The organism is Parapedobacter composti, assembly GCF_900112315.1.
Lineage (GTDB): Bacteria > Bacteroidota > Bacteroidia > Sphingobacteriales > Sphingobacteriaceae > Parapedobacter > Parapedobacter composti.
Window position 1 is genome coordinate 271,653 of record NZ_FOLL01000002.1, and the last position, 24,950, is coordinate 296,602.

Consider the following 24,950-nt stretch of genomic DNA (forward strand, 5'->3'; position numbering starts at 1 on the left):
AAGTTTGCTTACGCTTGGACATTTACGCTTAAATAACGCGACATGACGATTCGAACTGTTTTTTCCGCATGGGTTATGGTATTCACCCTGGGCATCACTTTCGCTATGGCTCAACAAAAACAGGGTACTTTCCATCAAGAATGGGGAGAAATTGAAAAACTGATGGAAAAGGGGCTCCCAAAATCAGCCGCCGAACTTGCCGAAAAACTCCTTGTAGCCGCGCAAGCACGTGGCGATGCGGCCAACGCGATTAAGGCGAAACTCTTCCTCATAAATGCCGTTTCAATCAACCAAGAACAAGCGACAACCTACCACATCCGACGGATTGATTCTATCATACAGGTAAGCCAAGGGGCTGAAAAAGCGTTATGGCAAAGCATCAATGCTGAGCTGTATTGGGAATACTACCGGCAGAACCGCTGGTCAATCCTGAACCGCACAGCCGTCGCAGGCGAGCCGCCCACTGACATTGCTATGTGGGATGCCGCGTCTTTTATCAATAAAGCCAGCAGCCTTTATCAAGCGTCCATTCTCGACAGCGACTCGCTCAAGGCTATCCCCGTAGAACGCTATACGCCGTTGCTTATTACCGGCAAAAACACCCGCCACCTGCGGCCTACACTATACGATTTCCTTGCTTTCCGGGCCATCGAATTCTTCCAGAACGACGAAAAAGACATCATCCGGCCGGCCTACCAGTTCCAGATAGATGGTACCTTATGGTTTGAACCGGCAGATCGGTTCAGCGAAGTAAAAGTAAACCCTTTACATCCGGAAGCCTTACATTTCCGCGCACTGCATACGTACCAGCAGGTGCTTGCTTTCCACCTGGAAGACAAACGGCCGGATGCGCTTATCGATGCCGACCTGCACCGACTGGCGTTTGTGCACCGGTATTCCGTGCACCCTGAGAAAGACAGCCTTTACCGCGACGCCCTGCAATCGCTGGCCGACCGGTATCCGGACGTTCGGGCAACGGCGCAGGTGCTGTATACCCTGCTTGCGTTCGAGTTCAATCGTGCCGAAAACCAAACGGATGCGTTTGACCGCACGGCACTGCTTAGGCAGTTGGATGAGGTGGTTGCCCGTTTCCCCGGCACAGAGGGGGCAAGCAACGCCGTCCGATTACGGCACACGATCACCAGCAAGTCGTTGAACGTTCAGTCCGAAGCTGTGTTGCTGCCAGCGGAAAACCATAAAGTACTGGTTACCTACCGGAATCTTAACCGCGTATTCCTTCGGATATACCGCGTGTCGGGTTCATTTACAAATCGGTCGCCCGACTTTAACGCGCAACAGCGAGCAATATTGCTCCGATCCACGCCGGTACGAGCCTGGCAAGCTGAACTTCCCGGGGCGGAGGATCTATATGACCACCGCACCGAAATTCACATCTCCCCACTGCCTTCTGGCCGCTACCTATTGGTTGCATCGGCAACCGCTGATTTCGCAGCCGACAGCAATGCGTTGCATGCAGTGCCGTTTCAGGTTTCTCAACTGAGTATGGTGATGAACAACCACCAAGATGGCCAATGGTTGTTTACATTGCATCGCAAATCGGGAATGCCCATACGGGGCGCCCATATCACCTTTGAAGAAAACCAATGGGATAGCGAAAGCCGTAGACAAATTTACCGGACGGTCGGTCAAACACGTACAGACGAGGATGGAAAAGCGGCCGTAGATGTTCCGCAAAAAAAACGGATCAACCGTATCACGATAGCGGCACATGGTGACACATTACGAGCCGATGGGTATTTCGGCCCGTACGGACGGTGGTATGAGAACCAACCGGACACTACGGCGCACACATTCCTTTTTACAGACCGCAGCCTATATCGGCCAGGCCAGACCATCCACTTCAAAGGCATTATGGTAACAAGTGATAAAAGTGGAAACCGCAATGCCGTGCGCCCTAATCATAAAACGGAGGTATTCCTCTACGACGCAAATAACCAACGAATAAGCTCCTTGCAGTTGACAACCAATGCATACGGCTCTTTTACTGGTAAGTTCACCGCTCCCAGTAGCGGATTAACTGGGTCTATGCGCATTGAGACCACAGACGGGCAGGTATACTTTTCCGTCGAAGAATATAAACGGCCCCGATTCCGGGTTGTTTTTGACACCTTGAAAGCCGATATCGCGTTGAATGATACGGTAACCCTTACGGGACACGCGCAGGCGTATGCGGGCAATAACATCGATGGTGCAACGGTAAACTATCGTGTGGTACGCCGTGCGCGTTTCCCCTATTTCTGGATGTTTCACCGCTGGGGCCAACCGCAATCGCCGGAAATGGAAATCACCAACGGGACAGCCGTTACGGCAAATGATGGTTCCTTTGAAATCACTTTTAATACCATACCGGACAAACTGCTCGCTCCCGAAACGCTACCGATATTTACGTACACGGTGTATGCTGACGTGACGGACATCAACGGAGAAACGCAAAGCAACAGCACAGCGATAAATGCAGGTTACCAATCCTTACAGCTACAGGCAATCGTGGCGGCACAGCTCGATGCACGCAAACCACATACCTTGGCCATCGCTACCCAAAACCTCAACAACACGCACGTACCGGCGAGCGTGGCTGTTTCGGTTGCTCCGCTAAAATCTCCGGGGAAACTGTACCGGCAGCGCCTTTGGGAAAAACCGGACCGCCATGTGATACCTGAAGCAGAATACCGTAAACTTTTCCCCAACGACGAATATACCGATGAAGCGGACTACCGGAACTGGCCGGTGGGCGACACAATGTGGTCGACTCTCCTGAATACCGGGCTGCAACAAACAACTGAGCTACCCCCCTCGATATGGAAACAGGAGGGCTGGCACGTAGTGACACTGGCGACAACCGACCAGCGGGGCAATCCGATTACCGAAAAGCAATATACCTATGTAGCCAACCCTTCAGGAAAGGCGCAGCCGCAGATTCCGCTGTTGGTGCTCGCGCCGGACACGGCTCTCCAGCCGGGTACTGCACTGGCGTTGACCGTGAAAACAGGGTTTAACGATACGTATGTGCTGGAAATGAGCACCGATACCGCACCGGAGTTCAACACTTTTTCTGAAGTGCGGCACGTGAACCGTGCCATTACAGAAAACGATCGCGGAGGGCTGGGCTATTCCTGGCTCTATGTATATGATAACCGGATCTATACGGCCAGCCACCAGGTAGCCGTCCCCTGGTCCAACCGTGACCTGCAGATGGAGTGGGCAACTCACCGTGATGAATTATTGCCAGGAGCAACCGAGGAATGGCAACTCACCATCAAAGGAAATAAAAAAGACGCTGTAGCAGCGGAACTGCTCGCCGGCATGTATGACGCTTCCCTGGATGCGCTAAAACCCCATGCATGGCACTGGGACAGGCTTTCACCTCACCGTTTACTGCAATCGCATTGGCAGACCAATTGGGGTTTCGGCACATTGATGGGCGATACGTGGAAAAACAACATCAACGGCCTGACACCTGAGGGTTACGATAAACAATATGACCAATTGCTTAATTATCTCACGACGTGGCTATCTAAAAGCCAAAATTTCATGGTTCGGGGTTTATCCGGCCGCGTGGCTGGCGTAGCGGTAGACGCTGCTGCTTCCGCGGCCCGTGAAGAGGCTACGCTGGATGAAACGATCGTGGTTGGCTATGGGCAACAGGAAAAGCAATCTCCTACAGGCGCGGTTCCTGCGGCAGATGAACCGGCAGCAACGCTACCCATACGCACCAACCTCCAGGAAACGGCCTTCTTCTTTCCGCAACTGCATACGGATGCTGAAGGCAATGTTTCGCTGAAATTCACGATGCCAGAAGCGCTCACGGAGTGGAAATTCATGGCCTTTGCCCACACAGCCGACTGGAAAACAGGTTACCTGGAAGGCAGTGTCAAAACCCAGAAAGAGCTGATGGTAACACCCAACGCACCCCGCTTTTTCCGGCAGGGTGACCGTATACGCATCAGCGCGAAGGTGAGTAACCTGAGTGCCGCGAAGCAACAAGGCCAGGCGTATCTTGAAGTGGTTGACCCAGCCACAGGCGAGCCCATTGCGGGGCTTATCCAAGAGACCGGCACCAGAAACTTCAGTGCGCCCGCAGGAGAAAGCGCTTCGGTAGACTGGCTGTTACACATTCCCGGCAACCGCTTTGAACCCCTGACGGTACGTGTATCAGCGAAGGCCGACAATTTCACTGACGGTGAAGCGCATACATTGCCGGTGGTGACCAACCGCATGTTGGTTACTGAAACGCTCCCGATGCCCGTCCGCGGAAATGAAACCAAAGTTTTTGAACTGAAAAAACTTATGCATCCGGCAAGCAGTACGCTGACCCACCATACGCTTACCATAGAATTTACAGGTAACCCGGCCTGGTACGCCGTACAAGCCCTGCCTTCCCTCATGGAATATCCTTATGAATGTGCCGAACAGATTTTCAACCGGTTTTACGGCCATGCACTGGCGGCGCATATCGTAGCGCGAGCACCACGGGTGAAGGCCATTCTTGAGCAGTGGAAAACAGGCGATACTACCGCATTGTTAGCTAATCTGGAGAGAAACCAAGAGCTCAAATCAGCCCTGTTGGAAGAAACCCCATGGGTGATGGAAGCCCAGACGGAGCGTGAGCGCAAGCAGCGCATCGCCCTGCTGTTCGAAACGGCCAAAGTGGCCGATGGCCTACAGGCCAACTTGCATAAATTGGCCCAAACGCAGCTTTCTGATGGCAGCTTCCCTTGGTTCCGGGGCATGGCCAGTAACCGTTATATCACGCAGTACATTGTTACGGGCATGGCCCGCCTGCAAAAACTGGGCGTCAGCGTTGCCGACTCGGAAACGGCTATGACCATACTCCGCAAAGCTATGGACTACTTGGATCGTGAGTTGCACGAAGAGTACGATAGGCTGGTGAACCAGCTCAAGGACAACCCCAAAGCGATGGAACAACAGCACATCGCCCCGCTGCATGTGCAGTACCTGTATATGCGCAGCCTGCTCAAGGATATCCTACCCATTCCTCGAAATCCGCACGCAGCCGTAACCTACTACAGCCAACAGGCGGTAAAGTATTGGACCAAGTTCAACCCCTATCTCCAAGGTCAGCTCGCTTTAGCTCACCACCGCATGGGCGACCGCCCCACAGCGGAGGCCATTGTGGCTTCCCTCCGCGAAACCGCGGTCAACAGCCCCGAGTTAGGTATGTATTGGAAAGGTATGCCACAAGGCTATTGGTGGCATGAAGCTCCTATCGAGGCTCAAGCTTTACTTATCGAAACGTTTGCCGACGTGGCCGGGGATATGAGAGCGGTAGATGATCTCAAAGTGTGGCTGCTCAAACAGAAGCAGACACAAACGTGGAACACTACCAAGGCGACTGCCGACGCCATATATGCGCTGCTATTGCAGGGCAGCGACTGGCTGGCCAATGAACCGGCCGTAACTATTCGCGTTGGCAAACACACCATCCAATCCACCGATATCCAAACGGAAGCTGGCAGCGGATATTTCTTGAACCGTTTCGATAGCGAGGAAGTGACGCCGGATATGGGACGCATTGCTGCCAAGGTAGATAAGATGGCTAATGAAGGAATTGCGTGGGGCGCGGTATACTGGCAATATTTTGAAGATTTGGACAACATTACCGCTGCTGAAACACCACTTGGTCTACGTAAGCGGCTTTACATAGAACGGAATACCCCCAACGGCCCGGTATTGGAAGAAATTACCATGGAAAATCCCCTGAAAGTGGGTGATAGGGTAAAAGTCCGCATTGAGCTCCGTGTGGACCGCGACATGGAATATGTGCATCTCAAGGATATGCGGGCAGCTTGCTTTGAGCCCATTAACGTATTGAGCGGATACCGTTATCAGGGCGGACTGGGATATTATGAAAGTACCCGCGACGTGTCGACCAACTTCTTCTTCGATTATTTACGCAAAGGAACCTACGTCTTTGAATATCCGATGTTCGTCTCCCAAGCGGGTGACTTTTCAAACGGTATCAGTACCATCCAGAGCATGTACGCGCCGGAATTCAGCAGCCACAGCGAAGGGATACGGGTAATGGTAGCAGGTGATGAGTGATACACACCGAACAATGAATCAACAAATTTTCGTATTATTGCGATGCGTAAGTCCATTTGAATTGACTCATGACAGCATATAACGAAGATAGCATACGTTCACTGGATTGGAAAGAGCACATCCGGTTGCGGCCGGGGATGTACATCGGTAAGTTGGGGGATGGTTCCGCTTACGATGATGGCATTTATGTGCTGCTGAAAGAAGTGATAGATAATTCCATCGATGAATTTGTGATGGGTGCCGGCAAAACCATTGAAGTAACGGTAAATGAACATAAGGTATCGGTGCGCGACTACGGACGCGGTATTCCAATCGGTTCGGTGGTAGACGTGGTGTCTAAAATCAATACGGGGGGTAAGTATGACAGCAAAGCTTTCCAGAAATCGGTGGGGCTCAATGGGGTGGGTACGAAAGCGGTAAACGCGCTATCCTCATCGTTCACCGTGCAATCGTACCGCGATGGAAAAACGCGCATCGCCGAATTCAGCAAGGGTGAACTGCTGAAAGACGAGGAAAAGCCTACCACCCAGCGCAATGGCACAGCGGTAACATTCTACCCGGATGACAGTATTTTCCGGCATTATCATTACCGTACGGAATTTGTAGAAAACATGATCTGGAATTATGTTTTCCTCAACTCCGGCCTGACCATCAACTTTAACGGTAAGAAATACGTATCCGAGCATGGTTTAAAGGACCTGCTTGAGCGGAATATCGATACCGAGTCCATGCGGTATCCCATTATACACCTGCGGGGCGACGACATTGAGATTGCCCTCACCCACGGACAGCAATACGGAGAAGAATATTATTCATTCGTAAACGGACAGCATACCACACAGGGGGGCACGCATCAAGCGGCGTTCCGTGAAGCGGTGGTCAAGACCGTCCGCGAGTTTTATAAGAAAGACTTCGATGCATCGGATATCCGCGCTTCCATTGTGGGGGCTATTGCCATCAAAGTGCAAGAGCCGGTGTTTGAATCGCAGACCAAAACCAAACTGGGCTCGCAAAACATCGGCCCCGAAGGTCCTACCGTACGTACGTTTATCAACGACTTCGTCAAAAAGGCACTGGATGACTACCTGCATAAACATGCGGATACCGCTGACGCACTGCTGAAACGCATCCTCCAGTCTGAACGGGAGCGCAAAGACATCGCCGGCATCAAAAAGCTGGCCAATGAGCGAGCGAAAAAAGCATCGTTGCACAACCGTAAACTGCGCGACTGCAAGGTCCACTATGGTGATAACCACGAGCTGGCCCAGCAAACAACACTCTTCATCACGGAAGGTGATTCGGCCAGCGGCTCCATCACTAAATCACGCGATGTAATGACACAAGCTGTATTCAGCCTACGCGGAAAACCGCTCAATGCATTTGGCCTCACCAAAAAGGTGGTGTATGAAAACGAGGAGTTCAACCTGTTGCAACACGCCCTTAATATTGAAGATGGCCTTGACGGCCTGCGGTACAACAACGTGGTCATTGCTACCGATGCTGACGTGGACGGCATGCATATCCGGCTCTTACTAATGACGTTCTTCCTGCAGTTCTTCCCCGACTTGGTCAAGGCTGGCCATGTATCCATCCTGCAAACACCCCTATTCCGAGTGCGCAATAAGAAGGAAACCATTTATTGTTATAGCGACGAAGAACGACAGCGCGCTATCTTAAAATTGGGAGGTAAACCAGAAATCACCCGCTTCAAAGGGCTGGGGGAAATCTCGCCGGACGAATTCGGATTGTTTATCGGCAAGGACATGCGACTGGATCCGGTCATCCTGTCAAAAGACCAAAAAATAGTCCAATTGCTGGAATATTACATGGGAAAGAATACCCCCGAAAGGCAGCAGCATATTGTGAAAAACCTACGGATAGAAGTGGATATCGCAGAGGAGCCCATAAAGGAACAACCTACAACAGTGCAAGAAGAATTGGTGGCTTAACGAAAACATGACGAATCAAACGCTGATCCTCATTCAATGCCGCGATGCCGTGGGCTTAGTAGCCCGCATTGCCAATACGGTGGCCAATCATAGACTCAATATCGTGACCATGCGTGAATATGTGGATGAACCTGCCAATCGTTTCTACGTCCGCGTGGTATGCGCCGGTAAAGCCGAAGACAACGCGCAGCTTGCCGGTGATCTTACCTCCGTACTGCCTGCAGGGGCGACGGTAACCGTAAATCCACCACAACAAAAGCGGCTGGCGGTCTTGGTAACCAAGGAACATCACTGCCTTGGCGACATCATTGTGCGGCACTTTTTCAGCACATTGGGAGCGGAAGTTTGTTGCGTGATAGGCAATTATGATAATCTGAGGGCTTTCACCGAACGATTTGACATCCCGTTCCATCATGTTAGCCACGAAGGGAAAAGCAAGGAGGCGTTCGAAACCGAACTGGTGGAGACTTTAGCACCTTACCAGCCCGATTACCTCGTGCTGGCTAAATTCATGCGCATCCTATCGCCTGCGTTCGTTGCCGTATATCCGGGACGCATCATTAACATTCACCACTCCTTTCTGCCGGCATTTATTGGTGCCAACCCCTATAAGCAGGCCCACAACCGCGGTGTCAAGCTTATCGGGGCGACAGCTCATTTTGTTACCAATGATTTGGACGAAGGGCCTATTATCGCACAAGACATCAAGCCTGTGAACCACAGCTATACAGTCAAAGATATGGTACGCGCCGGAAAAGAAGTGGAAAAATCGGTGTTGAGTAAGGCTATTGCGTTGGTCATCGAAGATCGCGTCATCATCACTGGGAACCGGACAGTGGTGTTTGAGTAGCGATGAAATCCTGACGCGCCGGCGTAAATGCATCGATTAGCACACCTTCGGCGATACAACGGCATCCATGTACCGTATCCGGCGGGATCAAGCACGTGTCGCCAGCTTCCATCGTCATGGTCTTACCCCCGATGGTATAGTGGAATACCCCGCTCTCTACATAGCTAATCTGGGTATGCGGGTGCTGGTGATCGGCTCCGATACTTCCACGTCGGAAACGTACCTTCACTACCATCAGATCACCGCTATATGACATGACCTTACGGCTGACACCGCCACCTATTTCTTCCCAGGTAAGTTGTTTGTCGCTAATAAATAGTTCCATCGTTATTTATTTATGCTATTCATCACGGTTGACCGATTTTACGGAACTTCCCAAACACTCCCAGCGGCAGTTTACTTCCTGCAGTAGCCTGCAGGTACAATTCGCCGGTTTCAAGATTATCGGCCTGCGGATAAACGGCGCGCACCAGATTTTCGACGATCACTGACGAAAAGCCGAGCGAATAAGTATTGAGAATCAGGAAATGTTCATGCGGATCGAGCAATCCAACAACGTCCTTCATCATCCCGGCGATATGATCTTCCAGTTTCCATTTTTCGCCTTTTGGCCCATGCCCGTAAGCCGGGGGATCTAAGATAATACCGTTATACCGGTTGCCCCGCTTCAACTCCCGTTTTACGAATTTTAGCGCGTCTTCAACCACCCAACGAATATCTGATAGACCGGATAGCGCTTGGTTTTCATTAGCCCAAGTAACCACCTGCTTGATGGAATCTACATGTGTGGTGTCCGCCCCCGCGGCACGGGCTATCAGGGAGGCACCCCCCGTATAAGCAAACAGATTGAGTACTTTGGGACGCTTGGTCCGGAATGTCTTGACCGTTTCGGCAATATAATCCCAATTTACCGCTTGTTCGGGGAAAATCCCCACATGTTTGAAAGAAGTAAGCCCAAGCCGGAACCGGATGGACACGTCGGCATTCCGGTAGTTGATGTGCCAGCGGTCAGGCAACCCGGGGCGCTTCCTGAGCCAGTCGCCGCTCGTAGCGGACCGCCCTTTAAAACGGATGTCGTGCCGCTTTGTCCATTCTTCCTCCGTCAACCCTTTTGGCCAGACGGCTTGGGGTTCGGGGCGTATCAACACATGGTCGCCAAAGCGTTCGAGCTTTTCGAAATCGCCGCAGTCGATGAGTTCATAGTCTTTCCAATGCTGCGGAGTGAGAAGTGGGATGCTGTTTGCCAAGATACAAGCGCTTTTGGGGCAAAGATAAGGATTAAATAAGACACGGCCCTACAGCCGTTCTTTGGCCGCCTTCATAAACCGGCTTGCAAAAACAAAATTGTTCAGTTCTTTTACATCAGTATGCGCAATATCTTTATTGGACCCCTCCCACCATTTCTGGCCTTTATACAGGAAAAGGATATAATCACCGATGCCCATCACAGAGTTCATATCATGGGTGACCACTACCGTGGTGCATTGGTACTCCGCGGTTAACTCGGCAATCAGCTCATCAATCAGAATAGCGGTTTCAGGGTCAAGGCCGGAATTAGGTTCGTCCACGAAAAGGTACTTCGGACTCATGCTGATGGCGCGCGCAATACCTACACGTTTTTTCATACCTCCAGACAACTCAGCCGGATATAGCTTGTTGCGGCCGGCGAGGTTCACACGCTCCAGGCAGAAGTTTGCCCGATCCACCTTTTCACTCCTGCTCATTTCGGTAAACATATCCAGCGGAAAGATAATGTTTTGCTCGACCGTCATCGAATCAAACAAGGCTGAATTTTGAAACAACATGCCGATTTCTTTCCGGATAGGGATCCGATCTTCGAAATTCATCCGCGTAAAATCTTCCCCATGGTACAGCACCTTACCCTGTTCAGGTGCATGGAGCCCCACCATACACTTCAGCAGCGTACTCTTGCCGGAACCGGAACCGCCGATGATGAGGCTAATCTTTCCTGCTTCAAACTTTGCGTCAATACCACGCAATACATGGTTGTCGCCGAATGACTTGTGGATGTTCTGTATTTCAATCATGTATCTTCGATAACGTTAGCTAAAGCATCAGGGAAGTAACCACATAGTCTACCGCCAAAATGGCAATACAGCTTATCACCACCCCCCGCGTACTGGCCTGCCCCACTTCCAGCGCCCCGCCACGCACATAAAACCCTTTAAAGGCTGATACGGATGTGATGATAAACCCAAAAACAAACGCCTTGACCAAGGCAACCGCTACCGTGTACCCGATAAACCCATCCGTGATACCATTAATGTAATCAACCGGCGTAACAGCACCCGAAAGCGCCCCGCCTATCAGGCCGCCGGTTAAGGCCAAAAAAATCGAAATGACAACCAACGCCGGAATCATGGTAATTCCAGCCAGTATTTTGGGAAGTATAAGGTAACCGGGCGCATTGATTCCCATAATTTCCAATGCATCTATCTGTTCAGTGACCCGCATGGAGCCTATCTGGGATGAAATGGAGGAACCTACCTTGCCAGCCAATACCAAGGCCGTGATGGTAGGGCTTAGCTCCAGAATGCTGGAATCACGGTTTATCTGCCCGATAACAGACGAAGGAATCAAATCAGAAACCAATTGGAAAGCAATCTGCATGGTCATTACCGCGCCCACAAAGGTCGAAATGATACCGATAAGACCAAGCGACCCTACGCCTATCTCATTCATCTCATGAATAATTTCTTTCCAGTACATCCTCCATTTTTCCGGTCGCTTAAAGACGGATTTCAGTAGCAACAAATACTGACCAAAATAGGTAAAAAACATATAATAGCTCGAAATATAACGTTGAGTAGTATGCAATATCCCGTTAAAGATACGTGTTTTAGCGATATCAACGAAACATGTATCCCTTTGTTTGTATATCCGGATGATAAACTTCTTACCTTTGGGTGAAAACCTTCAACGAACAATATGCAACAGCTTAATAACCAAACAGCCTTAATAACAGGTGCCACCAAAGGCATGGGGCGGACCACTGCAGAGAAACTCGCCCAAGCCGGCTACAACGTAATACTTGCGGCCCGCGATGCCCGTGCCTTGGCATCCCTTAAGCATTTACTACAGGCCAATCATCCGGAAATCAGCATCCTCTATTATGCCTGTGATTTCTCGGACGATGCACAACGGACGAGTTTTATCCAATGGGCAACGCAGGAACACCCCCACATAGATGTATTGATAAACAACGTCGGCATTTTCAGACCGGTATCCGTACTGGACGAAACCACGGAAGATTTTAATCTTCAGCTGCAAGTTAACTATTTTACGCCGCACCTGCTGTCGCGCGCGATAGGGCAGAACATGCGGAAAAACCGCAAGGGGCATATCATTAATATCAGCTCTATCGCCAGCCGGGAACCGGTTTCATCCGCAGGCACTTACACTGTAACAAAATTTGCCGTAAGGGGTCTAACCCATGTATTACGGGATGAGCTACGGCCGTACGGGGTAAAGGTAACGGAAATCATCCCCGGTTCTACATTGACTTCCTCGTGGGAAGGCACCACCATACCCACTGAGCAGTTTGTGCAGCCTTCGGACATTGCCGAAGCTGTCCTTACCTGCCTGCGGATGAGCGCGGGAGCCAATGTAGACGAAATGATAGTGAAGCCCAAGTATGGCAATATTTAACAGGGAAAACCATGGAAAAGAAACTTCAACGGATACCGCATGAGGGAGCAATAGCTGGCGTATGTGCTGGGTTGGCAGCCTATTTCAATATAGACAAAACATGGGTAAGGCTGGCCTTTATCTTAAGTGTCTTTTTTTCGGGCTATATGGGTATTGGGTTGCTTGGCCCTATTGTTTACATTGTACTCTGGATTGTACTTCCGGTAAAAGCATTTTCGTTGCAGCAAGATCCGTTTGACGTAGACTACCGCACACCGGGGTACCAACAGCCGCCGGTGTTTGAAAAAGACAGCCCCTATCAAGGTTATACAGGTGCCGTACCTCCCCCTCGAACTAAAAATTCGAAAGATCGATCAACCGCAGGCTTAATCCTGCTGGTTTTGGGATTGTTTTTTCTGCTCCATCAGTTGAATGTATTTTATTGGCGTGATCTGGCCCGATATTGGCCCGTGCTCATTATCATTATGGGGTTAACGCTTATTCTCGGTTCCTTTAACCAAAAGGAAAAGCGCGCTTTCTCCAATCAAAAACCACAAGAGCCGGAACAAATGGATGATAACGGACCTCGCACGCATACATCATAATACTTAACGGTCATGAACAAAGAAAAATTAAGCTGGGGCCTCATCCTGCTCGTTGTGGGAGCGGTCTTGTTGTTGGATAATTTAGACATTATCAATTTCTATTGGCGCTCCGTTTTCAGCATGTGGCCGGTCATCCTCATCGTTATCGGCATCAACCTGCTGATGCCAAAACAAGGCATCGGTAATGCCGTGTCTGTTGTGGTTACGATAGCCGCCCTCGCATTCGTGGCTTATCGGGGCACCTTTCCGCCACATAGCAACTGGTGGTCATTTAATTACGAGGAAAAAAGCACGGAACATCGCGAGGATGGAAGGCGATACGAGATAGCATCCAAAGGTATGTTTACCCACGACTATGACCCGTCCATTGCGGTGGCGAAGCTTAACATCAAAGGCGGTGCCGTTGAATATGAAATAGGCGGCTCCGTGCCACAGCTTTTCCATGCCGAAACATCCAGTGCCATCGGTTCGCACGTATTGGAAACCAACCAATCAGGCGACACCATGAATCTAAATTTCTTTATGAAAAGCAATAAAAACGGGAAATGGCAGCTTAAGGGGAATGAAAATAAAGCCAACATCCGGCTGAACAGCAATCCGGTCTGGCATATCGCTTTGGATATGGGTGCCGGATCGGCCGAATTTGACCTTACGGAATACAAGGTGGGCAGCCTCCGGTTTAACGGCGGTGCTGCATCCTTTGAAGCGAGATTGGGTATGCCACTGGAAGAAACCATCGTCAATGCTGAATCAGGTGTTGCAAGTATCGCCATTGAAATCCCGAAAGCGGCTGCTTGCCGAATCGTGGTTAAGTCAGGCCTTTCTTCCAAAGACTTTCCGGGTTTCAGCAAGCAGAACGACGGTTCCTACGTAACCGATGGTTATGAGCAGGCAGATCAACGGTTTGTCATTAACTTACACGGTGGATTGAGTTCCTTCTCCGTAACACGATACGACTAACCCGTGAACACACCTGCCGACCGGTATGAAGTGGTCATCCAAGGAAAGCCTAAGGGCCCATTCACCCTGGACGAACTACGGGAAATGAACCTGCGGCCTACCGACTTCGTCAGGCCTGTAGGTTATCCGGAATTTAAGGAACTTCGCGAAATCGCGGAATTGAGCCGGTTGCTGAACGTCAAGCATCAAACCACGGAACCGCAGTACTTCGCGTCGTTAGACATGCGCCTGCTTTCCACGGCTATTGATTACTTCGTCGCATTTTGCATGTATGCGGTGTTCGCTGTGGTTTACCTGGCGGGTGTCGACGATGCGCGGGACAGTATGCCCATACTGGTTTCCGGACTCCTGCTTGTACCCATTATCAAATTCATCCTTTGTGTAGCCACAGAAGGATCAAAAAGGCAGGCGTCCGTCGGTAAGATGCTTATCGGCGTTAAAGTGACGGATACCCATGGCCGCCCGATCGGTTATGGCCAAGCACTGCTCCGAAACGTGGCGAAGCTGGCAGGTATAGCCACCTTAGGCCTCGGCTTCTTTTCCGGCTTCTTTGACCGCCGCCAGCAATGCCTCCACGATAAGATAGCAGGCACCTTAGTCATAAAGGACAGGCTGATCTGATATAATATAAATCATTATCCCTAACTTTGTAAGGTTATGGATACGAAAATCGGCAACGCATTACCCGGCGGTTACTGTAACTCATTGACAGAATATTCGAGATGGCATACCCGCGAAGTTCCCATCGGTGATATCCCTATGGGCGGCGATAACCCCATCCGTATCCAAAGCATGACAACCGTGGATACTATGGATACTATCGGATCGGTAGAACAAGTCATCCGTATGGTTGATGCGGGGTGTGAATATGTGCGTATTACCGCTCCGAGCATAAAAGAGGCCAGTAATCTTGCCGAGATCAAAAAAGAACTGCGCAAACGGGGATATAACGTTCCCTTGGTGGCAGACATTCACTTTACACCCAATGCAGCAGAAGTAGCCGCCCGCATCGTGGAGAAAGTACGCATCAATCCGGGTAACTATGCCGATAAAAAGAAATTTGATCTGCTTAGCTACACTGAGGCCGAATACCAAGCGGAATTGGAACGGATATACAACAAATTTGCGCCCTTGGTCAAAATTTGCAAAGAGTACGGCACGGCCATGCGCATCGGAACAAATCATGGTTCGCTTTCTGACCGCATTATGAGCCATTATGGAGATACACCGGAAGGCATGGTAGAATCGGCTATGGAATTTATCCGGTTTTGCGAAGATCTTGACTACCATAACCTGGTTATTTCGATGAAGTCAAGCAACCCGCAGGTCATGGTGCGCGCTTATCGCCTTTTAGCGGAAAAAATGGTTGCTGAAGGGATGAATTATCCGCTGCACCTGGGCGTTACCGAGGCGGGTGACGGTGAAGACGGCCGCATCAAATCTGCCGTGGGCATCGGTACGCTGCTTGAAGATGGCTTAGGGGATACCGTACGGGTGTCGCTCACGGAAGAGCCCGAATTGGAAGCACCAGTGGCTATTGCCCTTGTAAACCGCTATGCCAAACGTTACCGCGACACGCAGCAACAGAGCCGCACCCCACTATCTTTTGAACGGCCTGAAGTGAAACCCTACATAGCGGCGGAAACCAACGCATTCATCGGAGGCGCATTGGTGCCCCGTGTAGTCGCTGATATTTCCCGTTGCAACCTAAAGGATCCATCTGTGCTCACCGATGTAGGATATAAATACGATATCCTGTTTGACAAATACCACATGGCGGAACAATCGGTCGACTTCGTATATTTAGCCGATGAACGGCCTTCTTTCACCATGCCGGGTAACCTTAAGCAGTTATACAACTACCGGACGTGGCTTTGTATTCCTGACAAAGCTAATGTTCATCCAGTCTATACGTTACAGGAGTTTGTGGAGGCCACCACCCGCGACCCACATCTTAATCTCGTGCGCGTTTGTTACGCCGATGTCGGAACGGCACTTTTTGAGGCCTTGCCCTTGGACAAAACTGTCGTATTTATCTTGGAGACCAACGCGCTGCATGGCATGGCAGACCAGCGCCTTTTTTTTTCCACGCTCTCTGCACTTGGGCTGGACAACCCGATCATCATCAAGCGCCATTATCCAGCAACGGAATTTTCCGGTCCGGAAGGCAACTTGATGGATCCCGAAGAGCCGCTATCAAAAATCCAGGTATACGCGGCAACTGATTTTGGAGCCTTGTTAATAGACGGCATGGGCAATGGCATCTGGATAGACTCACCCGCCACCCCTATCGGTAAGCTGGTTTCCGCATCATTCGGAATTTTGCAAGCTACGCGCTCACGCATCTCCAAAACAGAATACATCTCCTGCCCGAGTTGCGGGCGCACATTGTTTGACCTGCAGGAAACGACGCAGATGATACGGAGCCGCACAAACCACTTAAAAGGACTGAAAATCGGCATCATGGGCTGCATAGTAAATGGGCCTGGCGAAATGGCCGATGCAGATTATGGCTACGTGGGAGCTGGACCTGGCAAAATCACCCTATATCGCGGCAAAGAGGTGGTAAAGCGTAATGTAAATTCTGCCCAAGCGCTTGACGAATTGATTGATATTATCCGGGAAGACGGACGCTGGATTGACCCAGAATAAGAAATTGCCATGCCGGCACCAGCACTGCCGCTACACCAAGCAAGCTATAAAACGGATATTCGCTTAACAACCGTTTCGGTACCTGCCGACACCCGGATAAAGTAGAAGCCGTTTGTCAGTTTACCGTTCGTGTCAAAACTGTGGTTTTGGGTGCCTGCATCCAGCTCTTGGCTTAACAACGTCATCACCTCGTTACCCAAAGCATCCATCACCTTGATTGATACCGAACTTTGGTTGCCCAGCCGGAAGGAAAGATTAATCTGATCGGCAATGGGATTGGGAAAAACCTTTACGTTGCTCAATAGTTTCTCATTCTCTACCGGACTGGTTCTGAACGGCAGGATATTCCGAAATGACAAAAAAAACGAGCGCTGAATTCGCTTTTCATCGAGCCGCTTTGATACGCTACTGCTATCGGCCGTAACCATTGCTACAGGCATCAAAGTAGCCTTCGCACTTCCTGCAAGTGCGAAACAACTTAATGACAGTATGACAACAATGTGACGTAAATTCTTCCTCATATAGCGTTCCGGTTCAATTGAGACGTGGGCATACCGCACCCGTCATGTATCACAAAGGTAGAATAAAAGTGCTTAATACACCTAACCAAAAGTATAACTTTTTTATGATTTAACAATTTTTAACACACCAGGTTTTAACCAATTGTATCTTTATTTCCGGTGACGCTGCGAAGCTTTGAATGTTTGTACCCATAACCAAAATACACAACCAGACCAAGGGCCAACCATACCAGAAAAATAAGCCAGTTGCTGGCACCAAGTTGCGACATGAGGTATAAGTTCACGAGAATGCCTGCCACTGGCAATAAAGAAAAGCGGTAAACATAGCCCATCACGCATAAAATAATCCACACCAGCCAAAAAACTACAGTGAGCAGCTTATGTTCCAAAATATCCGAAAATGACAGCTGGCGCCATTCGTCAAGGGTATCCTGTCCAAACCAGTAAAGGCAGCCTATGGCTATTACCAATCCCACGGTAATCAGATAACGTCCATTGATGTATGGCACCTTAAACCTTGACTGTTTCGATATCCCGGAATGATCCATATACAGCACCCCTGCGCACACCAAGATGAAGGCGAAAAACGTACCCACACTGGTCAGATCTACAAAAAAATCCATCTTGAAGAACAGCGCCGGTATAGCTACCATAAACCCTGTGACGATAGTGGCAAACGACGGAGTTTTATGTTTTGGATGTATGGTAGCAAAACGCTTCCATAACAAACCATCTCGGCTCATGGTCATCCAAATCCGGGGTTGGGCAAGCTGAAAAACAAGAAGTGCGCTGGTAATGGCCACCACAGAAGTAACTGACACGATTCCTGCCATATAATCCATCCCTATATATTGAAAAACATAGGCCAACGGATCTTTAACATTCAATTCTGAATAATTAACCATCCCCGTCAACACCAAGGTAATTAGGATATAGAGCACTGCACAGATAAGCAAACATAAAATCATGGCTTTGGGCAAATCCCGTTGTGGATTCCGGCACTCCTCTGCCGTGGTCGATATAGAATCGAAGCCAATAAAGGCGAAAAACACTGCTGCAACACCAGTTAACACCCCTTCCACCCCATTAGGCGCGAACGGCGTCCAATTCTCGGGCCTTACAAAAAAAGCACCGCCTAAAATGACGAACAGAATTACGCCAACCTTGATGGCCACCATGATATTACTTGCGGTACGTGACTCCTTGATACCGATATAGACCAACCAGGTGACCAAAACCGTGATAAGGCCTGCAGGTAAGTCGAAGATAATGGGAACGTCACCGATGCGGGGGGCATGCTCATACGCCGTCGCCGCCACCAGATCCGCTTTGGAAAGGGCTGCCATCCCCTGCTCCTGCAGCTTGGTATAGGCCTCTAAGGCATAAGCAGGCGCCATGGTCAGCCAACCGGGCAGATGGATACCGAATCCCTGAAGCATACTCACAAAATATTGCGACCAAGAAATGGCTACCACCATATTGGAAACCGCATATTCAAGAATTAATGCCCAACCGATAATCCAAGCAAACAATTCCCCGAATGCCACATATGCATAGGTATAAGCACTCCCCGAGACAGGGACAGTACTGGCAAACTGGGCATAAGACAATGCCGTAAACACGCAGGCAACGGCAACAAATACAAACAACAAAGACACCGCCGGTCCGCCATTGAAGCTTGCCAACCCTATGGTGCTGAAAATCCCTGCACCAACAATGGCCGCGATACCCAGCGACACTAAGTCACGCACCCCCAATACTTTGGCAAGCGCCCCCTGCGACGACTGCGACGAATCGATAATCTGTGCTACGGTTTTCTTACGAAAAAGTCTACTTGCCATATGTCATCTGCCCGGCCAAACTTAAAAAAAAAATCCTGATGTCTGGCTTTCCATGGCGGATTTTGCGCGAAGTCAATGGAGCAGCAACAATTGGGCCCGGATATCATCGAATATACCGCGGAAATGGCCGTCCAATGCCGCAGCATAGTCCGCAATAGCGGCAACCATCTGCTCTTGCTTCGTCTGAACGGGCGACACATCCCATAGTCTGCGGCAAATATTGATCATCGCCGTGACCAGGTTCCGGTGGTCCCGGTATTCGCCCACGTATCGTGCTTTCAGAAAATTATCGAAATAATCGAAAAAGAAAGCAGTATCCTTTACCGCGCACAGACTTAGGAACCGATGCACCGTATCCCGATCAGCCATAGCTAAATACTCATAAAAATCCGCTTCGTGAATGCAATTGTTATGAAGCAACAAATGATCAAGCAGCAATTCAAGCCCGATGTGCGATAAAAAAGAGGGCCTAATTTCAGTACCTTCCACGGTGGGCGCCAATAATATTTTGAGCTCGTGCGTATGGGTGTAGAAAAAATCGGAATTATGAAAATACCTGTCGGTTTCCGTATGTCTGGCCCACCCCCGGTAAATGCTCTGCATTTTCGGATTGTTCCCAAAACGGTCTTCATACTTTTGAGGCAGTATATTTACACTCCGATCAGCGTTCCGGATAAGATCAGGCAGTACACTCCCCAACACTAACTCGGGATCATGGCTATAGCGTTCAAAATAGTAATGGGAAAGGAAATTCATGTCACCCCGCTTTTCCGTCGTTCAACACTTATTGTGCCAAGATAACGAATTTAGCCGACAATTCCGGCATATTCTCCTATCTTTGCATGCCGTTATAATTTCGTTTTAGCGCTCAATTGAAAAATGAATTTTGTTGATGAATTGCGTTGGCGAGGCATGTTGCATGACATCATGCCCGGAACAGAGGAACAATTGCTTAAAGAACAGACTGCCGGATACATTGGTTTTGACCCTACAGGAGACTCCCTGCATGTGGGCCACCTGACACAGATCATGACCTTGATCCACTTTCAACGAGCGGGCCATAGACCTGTGGCCCTTGTGGGCGGCGCAACGGGCATGGTGGGCGACCCTTCGGGAAAATCGGCCGAGCGGAATCTCCTTGATGAAGAAACGTTGCTTCATAACATCGCCTGCTTGGAAAAGCAGTTAGCGAAATTTCTCGATTTCTCCGATACGGGTACCGGGGCGATTATGGTGAACAACTACGACTGGTTTAAGGATTTTGGCTTTCTTGAGTTTATACGTGACGTAGGCAAACACATTACCGTTAACTATATGATGGCAAAAGATTCCGTAAAAAAGAGATTGGAAGGCGAAAACGGCCTGTCATTCACGGAATTTTCATACCAGCTGATACAGGGATATGACTTTTACTACCTCTGGAAAAACCACGGCTGTGTTTTGCAGATGGGCGGATCCGACCAATGGGGCAACATTGTGACCGGCACCGAACTAATTCGCCGGAAAGACGGTGGATCGGCCTTTGCGCTGACAACCCAGCTGATAAAAAAGGCCGACGGGAACAAGTTCGGCAAAACCGAAAGCGGCGCTGTTTGGCTGGATGCAAGCAAGACATCACCCTACCGCTATTACCAATTCTGGCTCAATGCAAGCGATGAGGATGCCAAAAATTGGATCAAAATTTTCACGTTAAAATCCAAAGAAGAAATCGATAACCTCATTGCCGAGCATGACGCTGCTCCGCACCTGCGCACCGTGCAAAAGGCACTGGCAAAAGATATCACCATCCGCACCCACTCTGAAGCGGATTACGAAACCGCCGTGAAGACATCTGACTTTTTGTTCGGCAACGGTTCCCTTGAGTTCCTTAACGACATGTCTCACCAAGCAGTTTTAGATGTTTTCGATGGCGTACCGCAATTCCAAATCAGCACCGAACAGCTGGCCTCGGGCATCAACGTATTGGACCTGCTGGCAGTCTCCACCGCGGTATTCTCTTCCAAAGGGGAAGCTCGTAAGATGATACAAGGAGGCGGCGTAGCCATCAACAAAAACAAAGTTGGTGATGCAGACCTGAAATTAGATTCCGGCCACCTCATCAATGGACGGTACCTAATCGTTCAACGCGGCAAAAAAAACTATTACTTAATCGTCGCAGCGTAGTATCGCAGTGATCGCTATGACAGGCATCTTGGATATGAGGCCGTGCAGCATCCACACCAAACAGTTTCTGTTACGAAATAAAAAACCGCCCCCGGGGAGGGAGCGGCATCCGTCGGCTAACTGCTAGCCCACGGATCTTCAATCAACCTAAACTTTATGGAGAAAAAGAGAGTGCTTAATGAGTGAGGATGCCATGGCCAAACGCAACCGCCGGATCGGCTCCATCCGCGGTCAATCCTTTCGCCCATATCGTATATATCATGCCGTTCTTCGGCTCAAAATCAAAACTGTGCAACACATCACCGCTACTGTGGCCGATGATGTCAAACGTATATATTTCTCCTGCATCGATAAGCGAAAACGCCTCTATTTCCTTGAACGACTTGTCACTGGCTATCAGCGTATCCGCACCATGAACCCCAAAATCAAGCGACGGCGCATCAGGACTCAGGTGGATAAACCGCAGCTTTGCCTTTCCTTGGCCTGGCGCCGTCAAATCGTCCTCTATGGAGAGGATTTCCATATCGTCATCCTGCCCTACAACGTAAAGTGAATAAAACCGACCTGGTGTAAACGTTACGGTCTGCCGCGCCAAAGGCTGGGTTCCTTGGGGGCTGCCGGCCTCAAACACACGCACCAGCCGATTGCCAGGCCATGCGTTCTTATATGGCAAAGTGTCTCCATATGCAAAATCTTCGGCCCGCCAAGATACCTGGTCGAAATTGAGTTTGTTTTGATCCAGCCCAATATCCAATAATTCGGAACCCGGCACAGCATTCAGCGCCCTTACCGCAGCAACCGGATATCCTTCATTACCGCTGTCCTTGAGGCATGCGCTGAACATAACCATGCTTAATGCGGCTACCATTACCGCAAATGCCCATTTACACACTTTTTTTCTGAGTCGTTCCATGCTACGCACCATGATATTTTTAAACTTAATATGATCCAACAGTATTACTGTACCTATTTTTTACTTGATGATGGTATAACGAAAACAGCCTACAATGTGCTACACCGTCAGAATCGATTATCTGTAAAAAATCCGTAAGTTTGTCTCAACAAAAAGTATCGGTTAGATGTCGGGAAAAGGGAACTCTTTCAGGAAAAATGTCCAACACGATTTAGAAGAACGGTCGACGGCACGCCGGAAACGCGAGCAGAAGCCAAAACCAGTTCGGAATCTACATCTGGCCTGGGGTGGAAAGGCAGTGAAAATTGCAGGGTTATTTTCACTCGTCTTGTCTGTGTATTTCCTCATCGCCTTTATTTCTTACTTGTTTACATGGAAAGAAGATCAAAGCTATGTCTCTGCGGCTAACGGCGGATGGAACACGCTGTTTAAAACCCGTGAAGAGCTGGAGCTCGCCGGCATCAATCCACCGGTGGTGGAAAACTGGATGGGCAAATTCGGCGCCCTGCTTGCACATCAATTTATCTATAAGTGGTTTGGCGTGGCTTCTTTCATCTTTGTGGCTATCTTCTTCGTTATTGGATACCGGTTGTTGTTCAAAGTAAAAATCGTCTCGATTTGGAAAGTCTTTGGCTACTCCGTATTCGCACTGGTTTTTTTCTCCATAACATTGGGTTTTATTCATGGCTTCATCTCCGACTACCCTCATTTCCTGGAGGGTGAATTCGGTTATTGGTCAAATCGCCTACTGCAAGCGCAAATCGGAGCACCTGGCGTAGCCGGATTGCTCATTTTCACCATCCTTACCGTCCTTATCGTATTTTTCAATGTTGATTTCAAGTGGGGAAACAAGAGCCCTAAACCTGTTTTTGCGGGTGATTCAGCGGAAGAAAAAGCCAATAATGTGCGTGCCGGAGAGCGGTATACACACGAGTCTGAGTACCGCGTGGATCCGGTGGAATTTAGCCTTGGCCGCAATAACGAAGGGCAGGAGAACGAAAGCGCCACAAACCGACTACGGACGCCGCCTACCGTACAGGCAGATGGAATGGAAGAAAAACGGCCGCAAAATCTATCCAATGCTCCAAAACAGCCCTCAGAACCCCCGAGAGACGAAACGGAAGCCTTGGATTTCTCCATTGAAAAACCGGTAGAGAAACCGAGGAACGAGGTGTTATCGCCCCCGCTCGCTGTATCTGAAATCATTGAGGAAAAACCAAGTACCGCAGATGAACTGGTGGAGCGGGTAGGGCAGTATGATCCTAAACTGGATTTATCCGGCTATCAGTACCCTACTTTGGATTTGTTGCGCGACTATGGCTCAGGTAAAATTACGGTCAACAACCATGAGCTGGAAGCCAACAAGGATAAAATCGTCGAGACCCTGGGCAACTACAATATTGAGATAGCGAAGATCAAAGCAACCATCGGCCCCACGGTTACACTTTATGAAATCATTCCGAAGCCGGGTGTGCGCATCTCTAAAATCAAAAATCTCGAAGACGACATCGCACTCAGTCTGGCCGCGTTGGGTATCCGCATCATTGCTCCGATGCCCGGTAAAGGCACCATCGGCATTGAAGTGCCGAACAGCCATCCAGAAATGGTGTCTATGCGCTCTGTATTGGCCACAGAGAAATTCCAGCATACCGACATGGATCTTCCCATAGCGCTGGGCCGGACGATATCAAACGAGGTGTATATTGCAGACCTCGCCAAGATGCCCCACCTATTGGTGGCGGGAGCTACTGGCCAAGGTAAATCAGTGGGCATCAATGCTATATTAACCTCATTGCTCTATAAAAAACATCCAGCTGAGTTAAAGCTGGTACTTGTAGACCCGAAAAAAGTGGAGCTCTCGCTCTTTAAAAAGATAGAACGGCACTTCCTGGCGAAATTACCCGGCGAAGAAGACGCTATCATTACTGATACAAAAAAGGTTATCAACACGCTGAATTCGCTATGTATTGAAATGGATGCACGCTACGACCTGCTGAAGAATGCGCAGGTGCGTAACCTAAAGGAATACAATGCGAAGTTCATCAATCGTAGGCTCAATCCTGAAGAAGGCCACCGTTACCTTCCTTTCATTGTCCTGATCATTGACGAGTTTGCAGACTTGATGATGACCGCCGGCAAAGAGGTGGAAACCCCCATTGCCCGGCTGGCGCAATTGGCCCGGGCCGTGGGTATCCACTTGGTCATTGCCACTCAACGCCCGTCGGTTAACATCATTACAGGTACCATCAAAGCTAACTTCCCAGCACGGCTCGCTTTCAGGGTTCTCTCCAAAGTCGATTCGCGCACTATCCTCGATTCAGGTGGCGCCGACCAGCTCATCGGACGGGGGGATATGCTTCTGGCCACAGGAAGCGACCTGATACGGATACAATGTGCTTTCGTTGATACGCCGGAAGTAGAAGAAATATCTGACTTCATCGGCAGCCAGCGGGGCTATCCTTCGGCCATGCTTCTCCCGGAATATGTAGGGGAAGACGGCGAAGGTGGCTTGGAAGATTTTGATCTGAGCGACCGTGATGCCATGTTTGAAGAAGCCGCCCGCCTGGTGGTATTGCACCAGCAAGGCTCTACCTCCCTCATCCAACGCAAACTCAAATTAGGGTATAACCGTGCCGGACGCATAATCGACCAATTGGAAGCCGCAGGTATTGTAGGGCCGTTTGAAGGCAGTAAGGCCCGTGAAGTACTTTTTCCTGACGAGTATTCATTGGAACAGTTTTTGGAAGGGTTAAAGAAAGATTGA

At 49.7% G+C, this 24,950-nt stretch carries 18 protein-coding genes; 10 read left to right on the forward strand and 8 right to left on the reverse strand.

The features are described from left to right. Positions 1 to 42: 42 nt before the first annotated feature. The 3 genes from BM030_RS04230 (at position 43) to purU (ending at position 8,883) form a co-directional block, all read left to right on the forward strand. Complete coding sequence (locus tag BM030_RS04230) at positions 43 to 6,084, forward strand: alpha-2-macroglobulin family protein (RefSeq protein WP_090971468.1); 6,042 nt, start codon at positions 43 to 45, stop codon at positions 6,082 to 6,084. Between the two features lie 68 nt (positions 6,085 to 6,152). Further along, positions 6,153 to 8,033, forward strand: a complete 1,881-nt coding sequence (locus BM030_RS04235) for a DNA topoisomerase IV subunit B (protein WP_090971470.1) — start codon at positions 6,153 to 6,155, stop codon at positions 8,031 to 8,033. Between the two features lie 7 nt (positions 8,034 to 8,040). Continuing rightward, on the forward strand, positions 8,041 to 8,883 hold the full coding sequence (gene purU / locus BM030_RS04240) for a formyltetrahydrofolate deformylase (RefSeq protein WP_090971472.1): 843 nt from the start codon (positions 8,041 to 8,043) through the stop codon (positions 8,881 to 8,883). Here purU and BM030_RS04245 read toward each other — a convergent pair. Genes BM030_RS04245 through BM030_RS04260 form a run of 4 tightly spaced genes read right to left on the reverse strand, consistent with a single transcriptional unit; the run spans position 8,852 to position 11,685 of the window. Continuing rightward, positions 8,852 to 9,208, reverse strand: a complete 357-nt coding sequence (locus BM030_RS04245) for a cupin domain-containing protein (protein WP_090971474.1) — start codon at positions 9,206 to 9,208, stop codon at positions 8,852 to 8,854. The two genes, purU and BM030_RS04245, sit on opposite strands and share 32 nt — an antisense overlap. A 22-nt stretch (positions 9,209 to 9,230) precedes the next feature. Continuing rightward, a complete protein-coding gene (locus BM030_RS04250; RefSeq protein ID WP_090971476.1) occupies positions 9,231 to 10,133 on the reverse strand; it encodes a class I SAM-dependent methyltransferase in 903 nt (300 codons plus the stop codon). A 45-nt stretch (positions 10,134 to 10,178) separates the two neighbouring features. Beyond that, positions 10,179 to 10,931 (reverse strand): ABC transporter ATP-binding protein, encoded by a 753-nt coding sequence (locus tag BM030_RS04255; protein WP_090971478.1) that lies wholly within the window; start codon positions 10,929 to 10,931, stop codon positions 10,179 to 10,181. 19 nt (positions 10,932 to 10,950) lie between these two features. Beyond that, complete coding sequence (locus BM030_RS04260; RefSeq protein WP_090971480.1) at positions 10,951 to 11,685, reverse strand: MlaE family ABC transporter permease; 735 nt, start codon at positions 11,683 to 11,685, stop codon at positions 10,951 to 10,953. Positions 11,686 to 11,832: 147 nt separating this feature from the next. Here BM030_RS04260 and BM030_RS04265 point away from each other — a divergent pair, with 147 nt between their 5' ends. Genes BM030_RS04265 through ispG form a run of 5 tightly spaced genes read left to right on the forward strand, consistent with a single transcriptional unit; the run spans position 11,833 to position 16,748 of the window. After that, on the forward strand, positions 11,833 to 12,552 hold the full coding sequence (locus tag BM030_RS04265) for an SDR family oxidoreductase (RefSeq protein WP_090971482.1): 720 nt from the start codon (positions 11,833 to 11,835) through the stop codon (positions 12,550 to 12,552). A gap of 11 nt (positions 12,553 to 12,563) precedes the next feature. Then, positions 12,564 to 13,136 (forward strand): PspC domain-containing protein, encoded by a 573-nt coding sequence (locus BM030_RS04270; protein ID WP_090971484.1) that lies wholly within the window; start codon positions 12,564 to 12,566, stop codon positions 13,134 to 13,136. Between the two features lie 12 nt (positions 13,137 to 13,148). Continuing rightward, the gene (locus tag BM030_RS04275) at positions 13,149 to 14,096 is read left to right on the forward strand and encodes a LiaF transmembrane domain-containing protein (RefSeq protein ID WP_090971486.1); all 948 of its coding nucleotides are present in this window, start codon (positions 13,149 to 13,151) and stop codon (positions 14,094 to 14,096) included. Positions 14,097 to 14,099: 3 nt separating this feature from the next. Continuing rightward, positions 14,100 to 14,717 (forward strand): RDD family protein, encoded by a 618-nt coding sequence (locus BM030_RS04280; protein WP_090971488.1) that lies wholly within the window; start codon positions 14,100 to 14,102, stop codon positions 14,715 to 14,717. Between the two features lie 36 nt (positions 14,718 to 14,753). Continuing rightward, positions 14,754 to 16,748 (forward strand): (E)-4-hydroxy-3-methylbut-2-enyl-diphosphate synthase, encoded by a 1,995-nt coding sequence (gene ispG, locus BM030_RS04285; RefSeq protein WP_090971490.1) that lies wholly within the window; start codon positions 14,754 to 14,756, stop codon positions 16,746 to 16,748. A 44-nt stretch (positions 16,749 to 16,792) separates the two neighbouring features. Here ispG and BM030_RS04290 read toward each other — a convergent pair whose 3' ends face one another. The 3 genes from BM030_RS04290 to BM030_RS04300 form a co-directional block, all read right to left on the reverse strand. Beyond that, positions 16,793 to 17,188 carry a T9SS type A sorting domain-containing protein gene (locus BM030_RS04290; protein ID WP_211657531.1) on the reverse strand — a complete coding sequence of 132 codons (396 nt, stop codon included), beginning with the start codon at positions 17,186 to 17,188 and terminating at the stop codon, positions 16,793 to 16,795. Positions 17,189 to 17,403: 215 nt separating this feature from the next. Further along, entirely contained in the window at positions 17,404 to 19,110 is a 1,707-nt protein-coding gene (locus BM030_RS04295; RefSeq protein WP_090971494.1) for an amino acid permease, read from the reverse strand. Positions 19,111 to 19,182: 72 nt separating this feature from the next. Then, positions 19,183 to 19,866, reverse strand: a complete 684-nt coding sequence (locus tag BM030_RS04300; protein ID WP_090971496.1) for a hypothetical protein — start codon at positions 19,864 to 19,866, stop codon at positions 19,183 to 19,185. A gap of 123 nt (positions 19,867 to 19,989) precedes the next feature. Here BM030_RS04300 and tyrS point away from each other — a divergent pair, with 123 nt between their 5' ends. Further along, complete coding sequence (gene tyrS, locus BM030_RS04305) at positions 19,990 to 21,273, forward strand: tyrosine--tRNA ligase (RefSeq protein ID WP_090971498.1); 1,284 nt, start codon at positions 19,990 to 19,992, stop codon at positions 21,271 to 21,273. A gap of 175 nt (positions 21,274 to 21,448) precedes the next feature. Here the strand turns inward: tyrS and BM030_RS04310 are convergent, their stop codons facing one another. Further along, positions 21,449 to 22,186: a DUF4397 domain-containing protein gene (locus tag BM030_RS04310; protein WP_170845631.1), complete on the reverse strand. Its 738-nt coding sequence runs from the start codon at positions 22,184 to 22,186 to the stop codon at positions 21,449 to 21,451. Positions 22,187 to 22,352: 166 nt separating this feature from the next. On the opposite strand from BM030_RS04310, the gene BM030_RS04315 reads away from it, so the two are divergent. Continuing rightward, positions 22,353 to 24,950, forward strand: coding sequence for an FtsK/SpoIIIE family DNA translocase (locus BM030_RS04315; RefSeq protein WP_090971502.1), 2,598 nt, complete (start codon positions 22,353 to 22,355; stop codon positions 24,948 to 24,950).

What these genes read in the sequence shown, in the direction of transcription:
- BM030_RS04230 (WP_090971468.1), top strand. Translation starts at nt 43, where the DNA reads ATGACGATTCGAACTGTTTTTTCCGCATGGGTTATGGTATTCACCCTG.
- BM030_RS04235 (WP_090971470.1), top strand. Translation starts at nt 6,153, where the DNA reads ATGACAGCATATAACGAAGATAGCATACGTTCACTGGATTGGAAAGAG.
- purU (WP_090971472.1), top strand. Translation starts at nt 8,041, where the DNA reads ATGACGAATCAAACGCTGATCCTCATTCAATGCCGCGATGCCGTGGGC.
- BM030_RS04245 (WP_090971474.1), bottom strand. Translation starts at nt 9,208, where the DNA reads ATGGAACTATTTATTAGCGACAAACAACTTACCTGGGAAGAAATAGGT.
- BM030_RS04255 (WP_090971478.1), bottom strand. Translation starts at nt 10,931, where the DNA reads ATGATTGAAATACAGAACATCCACAAGTCATTCGGCGACAACCATGTA.
- BM030_RS04260 (WP_090971480.1), bottom strand. Translation starts at nt 11,685, where the DNA reads ATGTTTTTTACCTATTTTGGTCAGTATTTGTTGCTACTGAAATCCGTC.
- BM030_RS04265 (WP_090971482.1), top strand. Translation starts at nt 11,833, where the DNA reads ATGCAACAGCTTAATAACCAAACAGCCTTAATAACAGGTGCCACCAAA.
- BM030_RS04270 (WP_090971484.1), top strand. Translation starts at nt 12,564, where the DNA reads ATGGAAAAGAAACTTCAACGGATACCGCATGAGGGAGCAATAGCTGGC.
- BM030_RS04275 (WP_090971486.1), top strand. Translation starts at nt 13,149, where the DNA reads ATGAACAAAGAAAAATTAAGCTGGGGCCTCATCCTGCTCGTTGTGGGA.
- ispG (WP_090971490.1), top strand. Translation starts at nt 14,754, where the DNA reads ATGGATACGAAAATCGGCAACGCATTACCCGGCGGTTACTGTAACTCA.
- BM030_RS04290 (WP_211657531.1), bottom strand. Translation starts at nt 17,188, where the DNA reads ATGCCTGTAGCAATGGTTACGGCCGATAGCAGTAGCGTATCAAAGCGG.
- BM030_RS04295 (WP_090971494.1), bottom strand. Translation starts at nt 19,110, where the DNA reads ATGGCAAGTAGACTTTTTCGTAAGAAAACCGTAGCACAGATTATCGAT.
- BM030_RS04300 (WP_090971496.1), bottom strand. Translation starts at nt 19,866, where the DNA reads ATGAATTTCCTTTCCCATTACTATTTTGAACGCTATAGCCATGATCCC.
- tyrS (WP_090971498.1), top strand. Translation starts at nt 19,990, where the DNA reads ATGAATTTTGTTGATGAATTGCGTTGGCGAGGCATGTTGCATGACATC.
- BM030_RS04310 (WP_170845631.1), bottom strand. Translation starts at nt 22,186, where the DNA reads ATGGAACGACTCAGAAAAAAAGTGTGTAAATGGGCATTTGCGGTAATG.
- BM030_RS04315 (WP_090971502.1), top strand. Translation starts at nt 22,353, where the DNA reads ATGTCGGGAAAAGGGAACTCTTTCAGGAAAAATGTCCAACACGATTTA.